The 16,183-nt window shown below is 50.0% G+C and carries 18 protein-coding genes and 1 other annotated feature; of the genes, 10 read left to right on the top strand and 8 right to left on the bottom strand.

The window, feature by feature from the left end:
* Positions 1 to 19 precede the first annotated feature (19 nt).
* Together P0X86_RS28200 and P0X86_RS28195 are read right to left on the bottom strand one after the other, a co-directional pair.
* Positions 20 to 250 carry a hypothetical protein gene (locus P0X86_RS28200; RefSeq protein ID WP_009591425.1) on the bottom strand — a complete coding sequence of 77 codons (231 nt, stop codon included), beginning with the start codon at positions 248 to 250 and terminating at the stop codon, positions 20 to 22.
* Positions 247 to 432 carry a YycC family protein gene (locus tag P0X86_RS28195; RefSeq protein ID WP_015737435.1) on the bottom strand — a complete coding sequence of 62 codons (186 nt, stop codon included), beginning with the start codon at positions 430 to 432 and terminating at the stop codon, positions 247 to 249. Before P0X86_RS28195 ends, P0X86_RS28200 begins: the two co-directional genes overlap by 4 nt.
* Positions 433 to 577: 145 nt before the next feature.
* Here P0X86_RS28195 and P0X86_RS28190 point away from each other — a divergent pair, with 145 nt between their 5' ends.
* Positions 578 to 2,371, top strand: coding sequence for a M3 family oligoendopeptidase (locus P0X86_RS28190; RefSeq protein WP_096776656.1), 1,794 nt, complete (start codon positions 578 to 580; stop codon positions 2,369 to 2,371).
* Between the two features lie 293 nt (positions 2,372 to 2,664).
* Positions 2,665 to 3,069, top strand: coding sequence for a hypothetical protein (locus P0X86_RS28185; RefSeq protein ID WP_009591435.1), 405 nt, complete (start codon positions 2,665 to 2,667; stop codon positions 3,067 to 3,069).
* Between the two features lie 93 nt (positions 3,070 to 3,162).
* Here P0X86_RS28185 and P0X86_RS28180 read toward each other — a convergent pair whose 3' ends face one another.
* Positions 3,163 to 3,384, bottom strand: a complete 222-nt coding sequence (locus tag P0X86_RS28180) for an alpha/beta-type small acid-soluble spore protein (protein ID WP_006212633.1) — start codon at positions 3,382 to 3,384, stop codon at positions 3,163 to 3,165.
* 208 nt (positions 3,385 to 3,592) lie between these two features.
* Positions 3,593 to 4,582 (bottom strand): aldose 1-epimerase, encoded by a 990-nt coding sequence (locus P0X86_RS28175; RefSeq protein WP_277747040.1) that lies wholly within the window; start codon positions 4,580 to 4,582, stop codon positions 3,593 to 3,595.
* Between the two features lie 178 nt (positions 4,583 to 4,760).
* Positions 4,761 to 5,002: a binding site (T-box leader), on the top strand.
* An 89-nt stretch (positions 5,003 to 5,091) separates the two neighbouring features.
* On the opposite strand from P0X86_RS28175, the gene trpS reads away from it, so the two are divergent.
* The gene (gene trpS / locus P0X86_RS28170; RefSeq protein WP_015737432.1) at positions 5,092 to 6,078 is read left to right on the top strand and encodes a tryptophan--tRNA ligase; all 987 of its coding nucleotides are present in this window, start codon (positions 5,092 to 5,094) and stop codon (positions 6,076 to 6,078) included.
* Between the two features lie 11 nt (positions 6,079 to 6,089).
* On the opposite strand, the gene P0X86_RS28165 is transcribed toward trpS, so the two are convergent.
* Positions 6,090 to 6,257 (bottom strand): hypothetical protein, encoded by a 168-nt coding sequence (locus P0X86_RS28165; protein ID WP_009592873.1) that lies wholly within the window; start codon positions 6,255 to 6,257, stop codon positions 6,090 to 6,092.
* Positions 6,258 to 6,379: 122 nt separating this feature from the next.
* Here P0X86_RS28165 and P0X86_RS28160 point away from each other — a divergent pair, with 122 nt between their 5' ends.
* From P0X86_RS28160 to P0X86_RS28150, 3 genes are all read left to right on the top strand, one after another.
* Positions 6,380 to 6,598 carry an alpha/beta-type small acid-soluble spore protein gene (locus P0X86_RS28160; protein WP_015737431.1) on the top strand — a complete coding sequence of 73 codons (219 nt, stop codon included), beginning with the start codon at positions 6,380 to 6,382 and terminating at the stop codon, positions 6,596 to 6,598.
* Positions 6,599 to 6,882: 284 nt separating this feature from the next.
* Positions 6,883 to 7,821 (top strand): heme o synthase, encoded by a 939-nt coding sequence (cyoE, locus tag P0X86_RS28155; protein WP_009592896.1) that lies wholly within the window; start codon positions 6,883 to 6,885, stop codon positions 7,819 to 7,821.
* An 80-nt stretch (positions 7,822 to 7,901) separates the two neighbouring features.
* Positions 7,902 to 8,519 carry an SCO family protein gene (locus P0X86_RS28150; RefSeq protein ID WP_192570587.1) on the top strand — a complete coding sequence of 206 codons (618 nt, stop codon included), beginning with the start codon at positions 7,902 to 7,904 and terminating at the stop codon, positions 8,517 to 8,519.
* Between the two features lie 123 nt (positions 8,520 to 8,642).
* Here the strand turns inward: P0X86_RS28150 and P0X86_RS28145 are convergent, their stop codons facing one another.
* On the bottom strand, positions 8,643 to 8,990 hold the full coding sequence (locus P0X86_RS28145; protein WP_096776653.1) for a toprim domain-containing protein: 348 nt from the start codon (positions 8,988 to 8,990) through the stop codon (positions 8,643 to 8,645).
* Positions 8,991 to 9,404: 414 nt separating this feature from the next.
* Entirely contained in the window at positions 9,405 to 10,577 is a 1,173-nt protein-coding gene (locus P0X86_RS28140) for an MFS transporter (protein WP_096776652.1), read from the bottom strand.
* Between the two features lie 183 nt (positions 10,578 to 10,760).
* On the opposite strand from P0X86_RS28140, the gene P0X86_RS28135 reads away from it, so the two are divergent.
* From P0X86_RS28135 to P0X86_RS28125, 3 genes are all read left to right on the top strand, one after another.
* The gene (locus P0X86_RS28135; RefSeq protein ID WP_277747039.1) at positions 10,761 to 11,207 is read left to right on the top strand and encodes a hypothetical protein; all 447 of its coding nucleotides are present in this window, start codon (positions 10,761 to 10,763) and stop codon (positions 11,205 to 11,207) included.
* Between the two features lie 110 nt (positions 11,208 to 11,317).
* On the top strand, positions 11,318 to 12,466 hold the full coding sequence (locus P0X86_RS28130; RefSeq protein ID WP_213579766.1) for a transglutaminase domain-containing protein: 1,149 nt from the start codon (positions 11,318 to 11,320) through the stop codon (positions 12,464 to 12,466).
* A 134-nt stretch (positions 12,467 to 12,600) separates the two neighbouring features.
* Positions 12,601 to 14,655 (top strand): peptidoglycan D,D-transpeptidase FtsI family protein, encoded by a 2,055-nt coding sequence (locus P0X86_RS28125; RefSeq protein ID WP_277747038.1) that lies wholly within the window; start codon positions 12,601 to 12,603, stop codon positions 14,653 to 14,655.
* A gap of 56 nt (positions 14,656 to 14,711) precedes the next feature.
* Here P0X86_RS28125 and P0X86_RS28120 read toward each other — a convergent pair whose 3' ends face one another.
* Positions 14,712 to 15,173 carry an SRPBCC family protein gene (locus P0X86_RS28120; protein ID WP_096776648.1) on the bottom strand — a complete coding sequence of 154 codons (462 nt, stop codon included), beginning with the start codon at positions 15,171 to 15,173 and terminating at the stop codon, positions 14,712 to 14,714.
* A gap of 260 nt (positions 15,174 to 15,433) precedes the next feature.
* On the opposite strand from P0X86_RS28120, the gene P0X86_RS28115 reads away from it, so the two are divergent.
* Complete coding sequence (locus P0X86_RS28115; protein ID WP_015737425.1) at positions 15,434 to 16,180, top strand: Cof-type HAD-IIB family hydrolase; 747 nt, start codon at positions 15,434 to 15,436, stop codon at positions 16,178 to 16,180.
* Positions 16,181 to 16,183 lie beyond the last annotated feature (3 nt).

Genomic DNA, 16,183 nt, shown 5'->3' with positions numbered 1-16,183 from the left:
GGCTCGCTTTAAGATAGAGTCAGCGCAATCGCTGATCCGTGAGCAAATAGTCGATGTCGCTGTCCAGCACGGTAACTTTGTTGTGGCAGCAGGGGAAGATGAGCAGCTTCTTTTTCCCTTCCCTAACGCTTACAAGCTCCTTAGGCTTCATGGGAAGCAAAACATTGTCGGTCCCGCAGAAGGGGCAGCTGTGTACATATACGTCGTTGCCAACGACATCATAAGGCCACGTATTCGAAAAAGGAATCATGAGTTCTCCGATGAATGGGACTCATCGTCTTTCGGGGTTGCTTTCGCTTCCTCATTCTTGGCAAGCTCGGCAATCTTCTGCATTAATATATGCTGAGGCATATGCATCAGCTGTTCCAGCGGAACGCCCAGCTGCTTGGACAGTGTAACCGCCGTCTCCGGTGAAATTTGCAAAGGTCTCATGGCTTCTAGCTCCTCCAGCAGTAATTTGTTTGATCAAGAGGTAAACAGTATTTTAGTTATATATAGTTATACACTTTTCCCTAAGTCCACACAAATGGTATTCCGTTTGAATTCATATTTTATCTCGAAAGGTGATGAATGTTCGATGGCACTTCAACAAACTTGGGATTTGGAATCGATATTTCCAGGAGGCTCCTCCTCGCCGCAGCTCGGGAGCTTTATTGAGGCTTTGGAGCAGGATGTACATCAACTTCAGCAAGACGTCAAGGCATTGGCTGTTCCAGAGACCATCGAGAGCGCGTCCAGCCTGGAGCTCTTCCTTGAGCAGTTCCAGAGCGCCTATGCAAGGATCCGCGAGGTTTCTGCCTTCGTGGGCTGCCTGACCGCACAGAACGTGAATGACAAGAAGGCGGTTCAATTGTCCGGGCGGGTCACTACGCTGTCGGCGGCCCTGCAGTCGGTGAAGAACCAGTTCGATAACGTGCTTCGCGGAATGAACGATGAGCTCTGGACCGCATGGACCGGTACGGATAAGGTGTCCGAGCTGGAATTCGTATTGAACGAAAGCCGCAATCTCGCGAAGGATAAGATGAGTCCCGAGCTGGAAAGCCTTGCTCTGTCGCTGGGGGTAGACGGTTATCACGGATGGGGGGAGTTCTACGACACCATCGTGAAGAAAATCCAAATTCCGTATGAGGAAGACGGAGAGACGGTCATGCTGTCGGCAGGGCAAGCGTTCAATAAAATGCATGATCCGCGCCGGGAAGTGCGCCAATCCATGTTTGAGAAGTGGGAGAAGGCTTGGGGAGATTCCGCTGATTACTGCGCGGATACCTTGAACCATCTATCCGGCTACCGCCTGAAACTGTACGAGAACCGCGGCTGGAACGATGTCTTGAAAGAACCGCTGGCGATCGGCCGGATGAGCCGCGAGACGTTGGACACGATGTGGGCCGTCATCCAGGATACGAAGTCGGTGCTTGTGGAGTACCTGAACCGCAAAGCGAAGCTGCTCGGTCTGGACGGGTTGTCCTGGACCGATGTGGATGCTCCGCTCCGTACTTCGGCAACCAAGATCTCGTATGACGATGCCGCTGTTAACATCGTGGAGCAATTCCGTAAGTTTAGCCCGAGATTGGCTGATTTTTCGCAGATGGCGTTCGACAAGAGCTGGATTGAGGTCGAGGACCGCCCCGGGAAGCGACCTGGCGGTTTCTGTACCTCCTTCCCGGCAAGCGGCCAGACGCGGATTTTCATGACGTTTGGCGGAACGGCCTCGAACGTCTCGACCCTGGCTCATGAGCTGGGCCATGCCTATCATCAGCATCTGATGGGCGGAATTCCGGTGCTTAACCAAAAGTATGCGATGAATGTCGCCGAGACGGCATCCACCTTCGCCGAGATGATTGTTTTTGATGCGATGGTGAAGGGGGCAGGCAGCGAAGAGGAGAAGCTGGCTCTGTTGGAAGAGAAAATTCAGAACAGCGTGGCCTTCTTTATGAACATTCATGCACGTTTCTTGTTCGAAACCCGCTTCTATGACAAGCGGAAGAACGGTCTGCTGAGCAGCGAGGAGATCTCCGATTTGATGGTGGAGGCACAGAAGGAAGCATACTGTGATGCCCTGACATCGTACCACCCGCATTTCTGGGCATCCAAGCTTCATTTCTATATCACGGGCACCCCGTTCTATAACTTCCCGTATACCTTCGGTTATATGTTCAGTACGGGCCTCTATGTTCGGGCATTGGAAGAAGGTCCGACCTTTGCGGACAAATATGATGCTTTGCTTCGAGACACAGGCGTAATGTCCGTGGAGAACCTGGCAAAGAAACATCTGAACGTGGATCTGACCCAGCGCGACTTCTGGCAAAGCGCGGCGGACTCCTGCGTAAGCGATATTAAGCAGTTCTTGCAAATGACAGAGCATTTAGCATAAATTGTTGGTTATCCTCGAAAAAACAGTTAAAAATGCAGTTCCTGTTATGGCGTTTGATCTCCAAATGCAGATTTACTCCCATATTCGAAAGAAGCTCCTTCGGGGCTTCTTTTTTTGTCGTAAAAGAAAGAAAGTTGACGCAATAAAGGAGCGGAAAACTAAAATATTTGTGCAATTTTAGTAATAAATACCCAAATGTGTTGAATATTGTTGATCCAATGATTTCTATCCCCTATAATGAGTCATAAGCCCTAATAATAGGGAAGATTTACTAATAAAGGAGGGGAGAAGGGATGGTAAAACTAGATCAATTATCACTGGCTAGGCAGCTGGACATCGTGTTTAAAGAGCTGGAAGAAGAGTTGGGAGGTCTAAGCTCGGGGACGGTTTTTGTACAAATACGAAACAATGTAATTGGTAAATTTGGCATACGGCATAATCCATTGTCTGGGCGTAACGGGATCATAGCTCCGCAAGAGGAGGGGCTAAGTGAGGCTCAACAATTCTCTTTTCGTTCGATGGCGCTTGAAAGTCTGAAACATAAACGCCATTGGACACATGGCGAAATCAGTTATGAATTTATGGTACGACAAGGCATCGTCGTTGTGGATGCTGTGCTTGAATCCAACTATAACATGGCCAACTTGATGATACGGTACCCTCGTAATACATATGCCGAAGCTGCTTCGGAATCCTGAAATCATTTATTATATAGAACATATAACGAAAGAGGCGATCTTTGGGGAGAAGATCGCCTCTTTCTATTTACGGCTGGAGGGAAGAGATGCTAATTACAGGTTCGAACGACCCGATAATTGCTGCTCAGCCAATTGTACCAGACGTTTGGTGATGTAACCTCCCAAAGAACCGGTTTCACGGGAAGTATAGTTTCCATAGTAACCGTCTTGTGGAATCGTTACGCCCAGTTCTTGAGCAGCTTCCATCTTCAATTGTTGAAGAGCTGCAGTTGCTTGAGGTACGACAAGATTGTTAGAAGAACGACCTTGAGCCATGTCATGTCACCTCCTTTGGTGTTGTATGAGGATATTATGACCTGATTGATAGGGATCTCATTCGTGCAGGAGGCAGATCGTCTGCTGGTAAAATTACCCGTAGGCATTGTTCATAGATCAAATAAAAGCAGCCCTTTGTTATTCAAAGGGCTGCTCTTGCTGAAAAGTTAAGTATATGAGGATGTTATGTGTCAATGGAGACACTGTCTTATGCTTGCTCTGCCTCCGGTGACGTATTCTGAATGCTGATCTTGGTCGTCAGATTCACGGTCTGTCCCGGTTCCAAATGAATCAGCCCGGTTTCTTCGTTCGGGAGATTCAAATTGGGTGCGTTAGGAAGCCAGGTGTACGGTTCGATGCAGAGGAACTGCTCGGCAACACCTTTGGTATAGAGCACCCAATGCTTGAAGAAGGCACGGTCTGCCGAATAATGAATTTGGTAACCATCGTCCCGCTTCAGCAAGGCCTCGGCAGGTTTGCCCTCAGGGTTCTTTAATATCGTATCCAGGTCGGCATCCTTCAGGTTTAGTCCCGAATTCAGTTGTTCCAAATGGCCGAGAGGTGAAAGATCGCCGGTCGGGATCAGTTCGTTATTCAAAGTATAAATGCCTTCAACTGGCAGATCCAGCGTCCAGCGATGCGGTTCGCCGTCCAGCAGGAACCACGTATGGTAACCCATGCCGAACGGAACGGGGCTAGCGCCAAGATTCGTTACGCGAAGGCTCTGCGTTAAGCGTGTCCCCTGAAGACGGAAGGTCATCTCCAGCTTCAGCGGCACAGGAAATTGGGCAATCCATTTCGGATCATCCGTTGAGATGAACTCGGTCGAAACGGCGCAGCCGTCATCCTCCTCCTCTATGTCGCTGACACACCAAGCCTGTGATCGGTGGAGGCCGTGGATATGATTGTCGTTCGCGGTATTTTGGTCAAATTGATACGACGTTCCGCCATATTCGAAATGGCCCTTGGAAATCCGGCCTGGCGGTATGAGCATCGGAATGCCGAAGTGGTAAGGCTTCTGTAGATAGAATGCAAGCTCGCTTTCATCTGGTTTTCGGAGGATTTCGCGTGAGTTTTCATTGTCTTTAATCCCAATGACGTTATTACCTAGACGAGGAAGGAGAGTCACTTCAAGACGGCCGCTGTTTAAAATATAGGTGTCGTAACCATTCCACTGGCCTTTGGTCACTTGATTCATATCGATGCTCCTTTACTAACAGAAATCATGGTCTGGACGATTAACCACATCATAACAGATTTTTGCGGAAAGGGTAAAAGAAATGCTTCAAATAGGCCCGTACATCTTGATTCCAAATTGGAATTGACAAGGCAGAGCAAGAGTTTTATCATTGCATGTAATAGTGATCCATTATGATTGAAACACGATGACAAGGACAAGTAAGCAGGTGCGGCCCATCCTTCAGAAAGCCGGTGGTTGATGCGAACCGGCGGATCCGCTTTGCTGAATGGCCCTTCGAGTGCCGGGCTGAACGGGATAATGCTGTTATTCCTTAATATGCCGGCCGGGTATTCTCCGTTACAAGAATGGAAGGCTGCAGCCTGCGTAGGATGATGCTTGCAGCGAATAAGGGTGGCACCACGGTCTCACGTCCCTTGCGGATGTGAGGCTTTTTTGCGTTCTATATGCTCCCGCAGGACGGGGCAGACTTGGATTAAATGACAATATAAATAAATGGAGGGCTAGTCATGAAAACCGTATTATCGGGAATTCAGCCAAGCGGTAATCTAACGCTCGGCAACTACATCGGAGCCATTAAAAATTTTGTGAAGCTGCAAAACGAGCATGACTGTTATTTTATGGTGGTCGATCTGCACGCAATAACGGTACCGCAGGAGCCTAGCTCGCTGCGGGATCGCTCGGAATCGGTCGCGGCCCTGTACGTTGCCGCCGGAATCGACCCGAACCGCGCCAATATCTTTTTGCAGTCCCATGTTCCTCAACACGCCGAGCTGGGATGGATCATGACCACCCTGGTGAATATGGGCGAGTTGGAACGGATGACCCAGTTCAAGGACAAATCGGAAGGCAAGGAATCGGTTGGGGCCGGCTTGTTCGTTTATCCTGCGCTCATGGCCGCAGACATTTTGCTGTATAATGCAAATCTTGTGCCGGTGGGAGACGACCAGAAGCAGCATCTGGAAATCACGCGCGATTTGGCTGCACGCTTCAATCATCGGTTCGGTCCGTATTTCAATATTCCGGAGCCGTTCATCCCTGAAGTCGGTGCGCGCATCATGTCGCTGGACGACGCTTCCAAAAAGATGAGCAAGAGCAATCCGGTTGAGGGCAGTTATATCGCGATGCTGGATACGCCGGATCAAATTCGCAAGAAAATCAGCCGGGCTACAACCGACTCCGGAGCCGAAGTGGTGTATGATCCTTCCGCTAAGCCTGAGGTGAGCAATCTGATGAGCATCTATTCGGAGTGTGCTGGGGTGTCTTTGCAGGAAGTGCAGTCTCGTTTCGAAGGAAAGATGTACGGGGCATTCAAGAAGGAGCTTGGCGAAGTTGTCGTAGCCGCTCTGGAGCCGCTTCAGAACAGATACCACGAAATTCGCCAAACCGGTGAAATTCATGACATTCTCGCCAAAGGAGCCGAGCAGGCGCAGAAGACCGCTGCCCAAATACTCGATGGCGTGAAGGACAAGATGGGATTTCTGGCTCCTAAATAAACGAGGGTTTTCTAGGAAGGCTTGCGCTTGGATTTAATAATGAATCCCCAGCCTATGTTGAGGATGGAGAGCAGCGCCAGACCGACGGCCAGAAATCCGTTGTAGCTGATGGATATGGCGGAGGCGGTCAACAGGACGATGGAAGAGACCGCAAACCATAGGGATAAGCCTTTACTCATTATGAAAAAAACCTCCAAAGATTAAAATTTTTAAAATACGTATAACGTTGCAAGAAGGAGCCATAATAAGTTTGCAAGCTTGCACTGGAATAACAGACATTCAGTGAAGGGAGATTTTTAATATGGCACGTCGCAGCAACAATTTGGTTGTACCTCAAGCTACTGCAGCATTACAACGTTTGAAACTCGAGGCTGCTCAAGAACTAGGCGTAACGATTCCTCAGGACGGTTACTATGGTAACTATACTTCCCGTGAAACAGGATCCCTGGGCGGATACATTACTAAACGTTTGGTACAGCAAGCTGAACAGGCTCTTTCGGGGTCTGGCCGCACGCTGTAATCTCTCTCTCATAACGTGAGTATGGAAGCCCGGAGCGCTATGTCAGCGCTCCGGGCTTTGTATTCATATCAGGGGCCCGACAGGCATCCTGCTACATAGACAAATTGTGCCTTAAACAACGGCGAAACGTCAAGGTGATATCCCTTCCAAATGTCACTGAATTGTCATATAGATGGAATGAATTCCGAAGGATTGCTAAACACTTTTTACTAATGATATGATAAACTTTATAGCGGAGGCAGTACTTCCTCCATAACGACAGATACAAGGAGGAACGTTAACACGTGGATAATCACTTGAGATACCAGGCTCCTTCAGAATCCGCAGCACTGGCCTCGGCAGCGCCTGCACCTCCCGATAAGGCGGGGACTTGGAAAGATTTTATCACGGTGACGAAACCCGGAATCATCCGGTCAAATTTGATAGCGGCTTTTGCCGGATTTTGGCTGGCATCGCGTTGGGATATCCAATTTGGATTGATGATTATGACACTTCTCGGAACTGTGCTTGTCATGGCTTCGTCCTGTGTTTTCAATAACTATTTCGACCGGGAGCTCGACATGAAGATGGAGCGTACCCGGAATCGCTCCCTTCCAACCGGGCGTTTGACACCCAAGGTTGTTCTTTGGTATGCCGTCATTCTGGGGGTCGTGGGACTAGCCGTCCTGTTCTTGTTCTCAGGCGTGCTGGCAGGCCTATTCGGAGCCGTCGGAATGTTCGTTTACGTTGTGGTGTACACTCTCTGGCTTAAACGTTCTTCTACATGGAGCACGTCGGTCGGAGCGATCTCCGGTGCCATGCCTCCGGTAATCGGCTATGTGGCCGTGACCGGAAGCGTAGATATGGCAGCCGTCCTGCTCTTCGCCCTGCTGTTTCTCTGGCAGCCGCCGCATTTCTGGGCGCTGGGCATTCGCCGGGTGGAAGAATACCGTGCAGCGGGATTCCCTTTGCTGCCGGTTGTCAAAGGAATTAAACGCACGAAGTATCAGATGATTCCTTACCTGGTGCTTCTCATACCGATTCCCATCCTGATGTACGCCTACGGATATGCCGGTATATTCTTTCTGGTCATCGGACTCCTTCTGGCTATTTGGTGGCTCTACGCCGCACTCCAAGGTTTCCGTGCCAAGGACGATGAAGCTTGGTCCAAAAAAGTATTCATTATCTCCATCAACTACTTGACCTTGAGCCTGATCGTTCTCATACTCAATACCACCTTTTAACAGGTGGCTGGGCTTTTAGCGATACACCAAAACCTGATAGAACAGGGATTGCCTGAGACGAAGGGAGAACGGGGAAGGTCATGAATGCATTCAAACGTTACAAATGGACTTGGGTACTGCTCGCTATATGCGTAATAGCAGCCATCTACCTGGTATACAACTCGCTTGGATTCGGAAAAGAGAAGTTTCCGATCGTTCGTGAGGTTGCTGCCTATTCCATGGAGAATGTAGATGGGAAAACGATCACGTCGGAGGATACCAAAGGCAAGGTGAAGCTTATGTACTTCTATTTCACCAGCTGCCCGGATGTGTGCCCGATTACGACGCTGGTTCTGTCTCAGATCCAGGAGGACTTGAAACAAGAAGGTTTATTCGGTAAAGAAGTTAACTTTGTGTCCATCTCCTTTGATCCGGAGACCGATACGAAAGAGAAGATTAAGGAGTTCGGAGACCGGTTCTATGCCGATTACAGCGGCTGGTACTTCCTTCGTGGAGACCAGGAGGAAACGCGGAAGCTGATGCAGGAGTCTTTCAAAATTCCGCTGCTGGGCAACAACTCGACGAATTTCACGCATGGCAATTCCATTGCCTTGGTGGACCGGGACAATAATATCCGGAAGACCTATAATGCTGCGGATCCATCCGAAGTGAAGACCGAGGATATCGTGAAGGACATCAAGGCTTTGATTAAGGAATAAATTGCAGGTAAAACCAAAAGGCGCGCTCTATCGTTAAAGATGGAGGACGCCTTTTTTATTTAAATAGCGAAAATTGAAGCCATTCAAGATGCTCTTGTGATCCTTGACAATAGACGCAGTTCATCAGAATACGTCAGGGGGCGGGTAGATGATGAATTCCTCCAGCCCTGCCTTCTCCAGCTGGGCAATCAAGTATTCGTCGGGAGTTCCTTCAACGCCGGCATATCCCCGGCGGGTATAGATTTGTTCGGCATCAGGAAAGACGTCGCGCAGAGCCCCGCGAATTTTTTTTCCGGAGCTGTCGTTATCCATAAAAAGGTACACCTCTTGATCCTTCACCTGTTTATGCAGACTCTCAAGCTTGGCGGTGTTTAACGTTCCGAAAGTGCACAGGATGGTTATATCCGTAGTCAGCAGCCGACGCAGCCGGCTCCGGTCGTTCTTGCCCTCTACAATGAGAAATATCGGCATCTTTTTTTCACCTCTGTCATGATACGGAGATCCTTGGCAGCATTCCCCGGGAAATGTTGATCTGCCGTCGAATGATGTAGGTATAGTGTAACTTGTTTTCTGCCGATCATGCAAAAGGAGGCATAATAAACGACCATCCAGTGGATGGCCGCAATAAGGTAAATCCATGTATTCTAGTTAGAAACAGCTCAGAATGATGACGAGCAGAATGTACAATACAAGAATCATTCCTACAGAATTTCCATGGCCCCCATGGCAATGTTTATGATGAACATGACTCATGATTACTTCACCCCTTGGTTAAATGTTCGTGGTCATTTGCCACACTGTATCTTATGTGGGTTTACCCATATGGACTGTGTATTGGCCCATCCGCGTTGATTTGGGCGCTGTTCTTAACTTGGGACAAATTCATCAGACGGTTGAGATTGGGGTTTCGGGCGAGATGGCTGTCAAAGGTGCCTCACGATTGCGTTTGGGTAGGAGCAGCAGAACCGTCATCAGCATGAGAAACGCAACAAAATAAGGGGATACCACCGTGCGCAGCTGTCCAGCCGCGATCGGGCCGACAAAGGATCCCAGCGACATGGCGATGGACTGAAATGAGAACACTTTGCCAAGCCTGCCTCCGCCGCTGAGCTGAATGAACAAAGAGGATAAAGCCGGGAATAGCAAGCCTTTGGCAAGTCCGAGCGTAAACAGGATAATCATAATCGGTACATGGTCTGCTGCCGCGAGGGCGTAGAAGCATATGGCCAGCCCGAATACGCCGATGGTTACCCTGATATGAGGCGCATAACGGTTGAGGAACAGCATGCTTAGCGTGACCAGGGCTCCAAGGCTAATGACGGAGAAGAGAAGCCCGGTGGACATAATGCTTGCCAGCCCGCTTTCCCGAAGCGGTATTTCAAAGAACAGGATTCCCTGAGAGCAAGCAATCGCAAAAGGAATCAAATATAAGCGCAAGCTAAACGGAAGCCGTGCCGGCTTCTCGTTATTGATCGGTTCAGCCTGCTGATCCATATGTTTAGCAGCGGCCGACATCGGCTTCGGGAGACTGAGAAACGCCATCAAGCCCGTGAAAATCAAAAGCCAGCCCAGACTCTGGAATGTGCCGGAAAATCCCGCATTGGCGACGATGAAAGCTCCTGCAGCCGGCGACAAGACAGAGGCAAGGGTGTGGATCACGCCATGACCGGACATATATTTGCCCTGCGTAACGGGATCCCGGGAGAGCGACGCCAGCAGCGCTAGGCAGGCCGGTGACAGAAAGGCCAGCACGAAGCCGCTGATCGAGCGGAGCACGAGCAGCTGCCAGGGCAATTGGACATGGGCCTGAAGAAGCAGAATGATACCGGCGGCGGTTAGGCTGAAAATAATGTAGCGTCTGCTGCCGTGACGATCGATCAGACTGCCCGCAAGCAGGTTGCCGGGCAGATGGGTTAGAGCATAAATGCCCATCATCCAGCCGATAAACGTAGGGGCTGCTCCAAGTGAAATGGCAAAGGGCGTCAGTACAGGATACTGAGCATGCAAATCAAAAAACGCCAGAAACAAAAACATATAGAGCCATAAAGCGGTTTTCAATATGGCACCCTCCTATCCGGCTAAAGTTGATATGGTACTACTACTTGTACGTACGAAAGGTCAAGCTTAGACCTTTTTGTGAAAAAGACCCGGTTGGCTGACAGCTTTGCGGGGTATCATGTATAATTAACAAGACGGCCATAAACCGCCGCTTTTGAAACGATTGACGGGAGTGAAAACGAATTGGATACTCAGGTCTGGATTGAATTTCTTAAACAAAATTGGCTGGTCATCGCCATCGCCTTAATCATCTTGTTTATCGTGCTGAATGTGGTGAGAACCGTCATTAAGTGGGCACTTGCCGTGCTCATCATCGGGGGATTGCTGGTGTACAGCGGAATTTCCCTGGACAAAATCGGCGAGGTTGTAACCACGGTCAAGGAAGAGACGGTGGATACGATAAAAAAAGAAGCGCTGAACATGATGATGAAGGAAGCGAGGGAAGCACAATATACCTCGAATGGAGACGGTACGTACTCCATTAAAGCGCCCAATCTGGAGTTGAATGGAAGCGCCGGTTCGAAAGAAGTGGAAGTCACCTTCCGCGGTGTTTCGGTAGGGAAGTGGGACATCAACGATACGATTCAGAGCTTTATCGATGATGCCAAGAGCAATTCGGCATCGAAATAACAACAAATTGACGAACGCAATCGGATGCGGATGTAAGCTGGCAGCATGTTCTTGATGCGATCAAGCTTACGTCCGTTGACAAGACATCATGGGATAGGAGGGGATACCGTTTGATGTCGGCATGGAAGGAAAGTGTGCTGGATGGGAACGGAATCACCATCTTGCTGCTGCTGATTGTGGCTTTTTCACTCATTCAGGGATGGAGTCGCGGAGCCTCCCGCTCAGCCGGGAAGCTTGTTTTTTTTCTGGGGGACGCGGTGCTTCGCCTGGTCGGGCTTGCGATTTCCGTTCCTTTTACATTATGGCTGTCGCCTAAGGCAGGCGATTGGCTGGGCACGGTCTCCGGTTTACCGAATCGGGAGCTGCGCTTCTGGGAGCAGATTTATTATACGGCCGTAAAATCGCTGGCGGATTTCCCGCTGCTTCGGTTTGCGGTCCTGTTTATGCTGAGTTATGCCGTTATCGTGTTTATGCTGCGGCTGCTGGTTTCCCTGATCATGGGAGGCGGGCTGGGACTCTTCGGAACCAAAAAAGAAACCTCGGCATCGCTGCTGAGCCGGCTGACCGGTGCCGGAATCGGCGTCGTCATGGGCGCAGCGCGGAGCATTATTGTGATTGCTATCTTATTCATCTTCGTCAGTCTGAATCCTGATCACGGCTTCAGCCGGTACGTTGAAGCTTCTCCGGTTTATCAGCAGGGGGCGCGGGCTGTGATCGAGCCTTTGTCGGGTTCTCTCGTTAAGGAAAAGCTGCCGGTGTTTACCCAGTCGGTTCAGGAAGAACTGAATGGGATCATTCAGCGAAAGTACGAGGTCATCGACCATCAAATCCCCGAGGGCATCGAGCAGACGGCTGCCCATGTCGTGAAGGGGGCGTCAACCGATGAAGAGAAAGCGCGAAAGCTTTATGATTGGGTAGGCAGCCGGATCGCATATGACCACGACAAAGTGACGCTGTATGAAGAGCAGCGGATATGGAAAGAGCAGACGCCGCAGGATACCTACGATACGAGGTTAGGAGTATGCATTGATTACGCCCGGTTGTATGCCATGATGGCGAGGTCCCAGGATCTTAAGGTCAGAGTGGTTACCGGCAGGGGATATAACGGACAAGGCGGTTATGGTCCGCACGCATGGAATGAAGTCTACTTGAGCGAAGAGAAGCGCTGGATCCCTCTTGACCCGACCTGGGCACAGAGCGGCAACTGGTTTAATCCGCCGCGCTTCAACGAGACGCATATTAAAGAGCAGGTATTTTAATAGAGTGATATAGGCAGGGGCGGCTTTCTAGCAGGGAAGTCCGCCCTTGCTATCCGATGGGCCTTCAGATGAAGTGGGGGGGCGTTTATGTTAATATGGGTTTATGTGATTGTGGATAAAGGGGAGAAGCTTACGTGAAAGGGTTTAGGCCGGACAAGCGCAAACAAGAAGAACGAGATGCCGGCAGTCAGTTTAACTTGCGGGTTAATCTATTTTTTTTCAGCACGTTTATTATATTCTGCGTCATTATTATACGTCTTGCCATACTGCAGTTCGTGGAAGGACCGGAGCTGAAAGAGCTCGAAACGGGCGGGCAGGTTAAAAATTTCCCGCTTCAGCCGATTCGGGGCAGCATCATCGATGCTTCCGGTACGCCGCTTGCCTACTCGACACCCTCCCAAGCCCTGTATTTAACGCTGTTAAAGGATTACAGTTCATCCGAACGAGGGAAGAAGAACCGTCCGGAGATCGAAAAGCTGGCCGAGGAAATGGTCAAGGTCTTCGAACAGTATGGTGATCCAAAAGCAGAAAAGTTGACGGTGGATGATGTGATCAAAGCGATGGACCTGGAATTTAACAAGCAGCCGGGTTATGAGCCGAGACGCATCAAAGCGAATCTTTCAAACAAAGAAGTAGCTTATTTCATGGAGCATAAGAACGACTATCCTGGATTAGAGGTTGTTGAAGAAAGCCAGCGTCAATACAACCCGGACAAAATCGCCGTTCAAACGATCGGATATTTGAAAGAGTTCCGCGGCATTAAGACGCTGGATAAATATAAAGAGATTGATGAGCAGAACAAAAAGCAAAAGGATCCGGGACTCATCTACACGGAGCAGGAGAAGGTCGGCGTAGACGGACTCGAAATGATGTTCCAGGATGAGCTGCGCGGCAAGAACGGATACATCGGCATTCCGATTAATCCGCAGAACATGGCGGACGGGGTACCGACCATGATCGCCCCGGAGAAGGGTTACAACATCCATACGACGATTCATAAGGATATCCAAAAAGCTACGCAGCAGGCGATCATCGATCAGCTGAAATGGCTGCATACCAACCCGTTTTCCGGGAAAACACATCCTGAGGCACTTACAGGTTATGCGGTAGCGATGGAGGTGGATACCGGCAACATTGTCGCCATGGCCAGCATGCCGGATTATGACCCCAATGTATGGGAGAATGGAACCGACGATTGGGAAACCGTCATGAAGTATTACGGTAATGGGACCATCTCTCCATACAACTCCGGCAGATCCGGCAACAATCTGGAGTCGGTTGTGTTGTTGGGTTCAACAGTTAAGCCACTAAGTGTACTCATTGGACTTAATGAAAAATTGTTCGGTCCGAACGATTATTATCCTGATTCAGGTGCTGCATTCTTTGGTAAAGATAATTCAAGGGTTCAGAACTCCGGCGGTAAAGCCTACGGGTCCCTGAACGCAAGAAAAGCGATCGAGCATTCTTCCAATGCCTTTATGGTTGATTGGGTCGGGGAAAAGCTGTGGAACAAATACGGTTCCGAATCCGTTAAAAAATGGGATGAATACATGAAGAAATTCGGGCTTGGGGTTTCTACCGAATCCGGTCTGCCGAAGGAGCATAAAGGCATCATCGAATATACCAACATCGAGCAGGCTGGAAGTTATCTGGCTGCCATGGCGTACGCCTCCTTCGGACAGTCGGGCAAATATACGACGCTCCAATTGGCGCAGTATGCCAGCACGCTTGCCAATCGGGGAGAACGCATCCGTCCGCAGCTTGCCAGCAAGATTGTGGATCAGGACGGCAATGTGATCAAGGAATTCAAACGCGAAGTATTGAATAAAGAGGAATTCCCGCAGCAGTACTGGAATGAAGTCATTGCAGGCATGAATACGCAGGGACTTCGGGCATTTGATGGTTTTGGATATGATTTTGCTAGAAAGACAGGAACATCCGAGCAGGATGTTTATACAAACGGTAGAAGAAACAGACGAGAAAATGGAGTGTTTATTGCCTTCGCTCCTCGGGAAAATCCAAAACTCGCTGTCGCTGTAGTAATACCAGAAGGGGGCTTCGGTTCCCAGAGTGCCGCGCCGGTTGCCCGTAAAATTTTCGACGCTTATGACGAGATTTACGGACTGGACGGTACGCCGCACCCTAAAAAAACCGAGGGTGAGAATGAGGACGGCAGTGCGAACGAATAATCGACAACAGCAAAACGGCAGCCAATAGCCCTGCAGGGCTGGCTGCCGTTTTTTTGTCATACATGGGCGTCCGGGGCCTTGTCCGCCACGAGATTCAGAACAACGCCAAACTCCAGCAGCGCTTTGAGGCCGCAGAGCACCATGGTGTATCCTCCCATGGAATCAATGGCTCCATGCAACATCTCATCATCATTTCCTGTAAATCCGGAATGGGTAATGGAAACGAAGGTCTCATGTTCGCCCCGCGGGGTGAATATCCACTCGGTCCTCGTTTGATCGGAAGATTCGATGGCGATGCGGCGATTCTCCTCGATATCGTGCACATACAAGTCATCAAACACGCCATACATTTCCCAATCCCAGCGGATATGCCGGCCCTTCTCAAGTCTGCCGCTGCTTTTGGTAAACCAGAACTTGGTTGTGATATCAGGGTCGATGAAAGCCTCGAAAACTTCTGAAACGGGTCTTCGAATCAACATCTCTGCCGTGACGACGGGTTTCTGATTGAGCTTGGTCATTGGGGTGCATAACTCCTTTCGGGGTTGTCTTCATACTCATCCTAGCATACCGTAACGAGTATTCTTTCTTTTACATTGCTTATTTATTTCAAGGGGCTTGTCGTTTGTTCGAGCCCCCTCGAGGAAATCTTGCGTCAGGCCGGGTTTTACCGGGTTTGGCATGCATCGAGGGGCTGCTCATTCAGGGGAATGTTTTGACGCCCGGCCTTTTGTGGTAAAATGTCGTTATGTTTGCTTTGATTCGTAAGGGGGTTAATACCATGAAACATAAATATCGGTTGTTGGCACTGGATATGGACGGTACGCTGCTTCAGGACGACCATGAAGTATCCGAGGAAACCGTGAAGTGGATCAAGGAGGCGGTGCGGCACGGCATTCACGTCTGCCTCTCGACGGGCCGGCCGTTTCAGGATGCTTATCCGTATGCCAAGCAGCTTGAACTGACGACGCCGATGGTAACGGTGAACGGCGGCGAAGTATGGCGTGCGCCGTATGAATTGCATCGCCGCGCGCTGCTCGACAGCAAGCTCGTGGAACAAATGCATGCACTCGCGGTTGAAACCGGATCGTGGTTCTGGGCGTATTCAGTAGATAGGTTGTATAACTCTGAGAACTGGACCGACGATGTCGCGAATCAGGAGTGGCTGAAATTCGGATATAACACGAATGATCATGAGGTACGCCACAATATCATGATGCGGCTGCAGGATATGGGCGGACTGGAGATCACGAACTCTTCGCCGGATAACCTGGAAATCAATCCGCAGGGCGTCAACAAAGCGACCGGGATCGGACAGGTGTGCGAGCTGCTCGGTATCAGCATGTCCGAGGTTGTAGCCGTAGGAGACAGCCTGAACGACCTGGCCGTCATCCAGCAGGCCGGCCTCGGCGTGGCCATGGGCAATGCCCAGCAGACCGTGAAGGATGAGGCGGATCTTGTGGTTTCCAGCAACAATGAGGACGGCATCGTCGAAGTCATCAGGGATCATATTTTGATCGAAGGGTGAGAT

The sequence above is a fragment of the Paenibacillus sp. BR1-192 genome, assembly GCF_029542445.1.
Lineage (GTDB): Bacteria > Bacillota > Bacilli > Paenibacillales > Paenibacillaceae > Paenibacillus_AQ > Paenibacillus_AQ lautus_A.
This window is presented reverse-complemented; position numbering and strand designations above follow the sequence as displayed.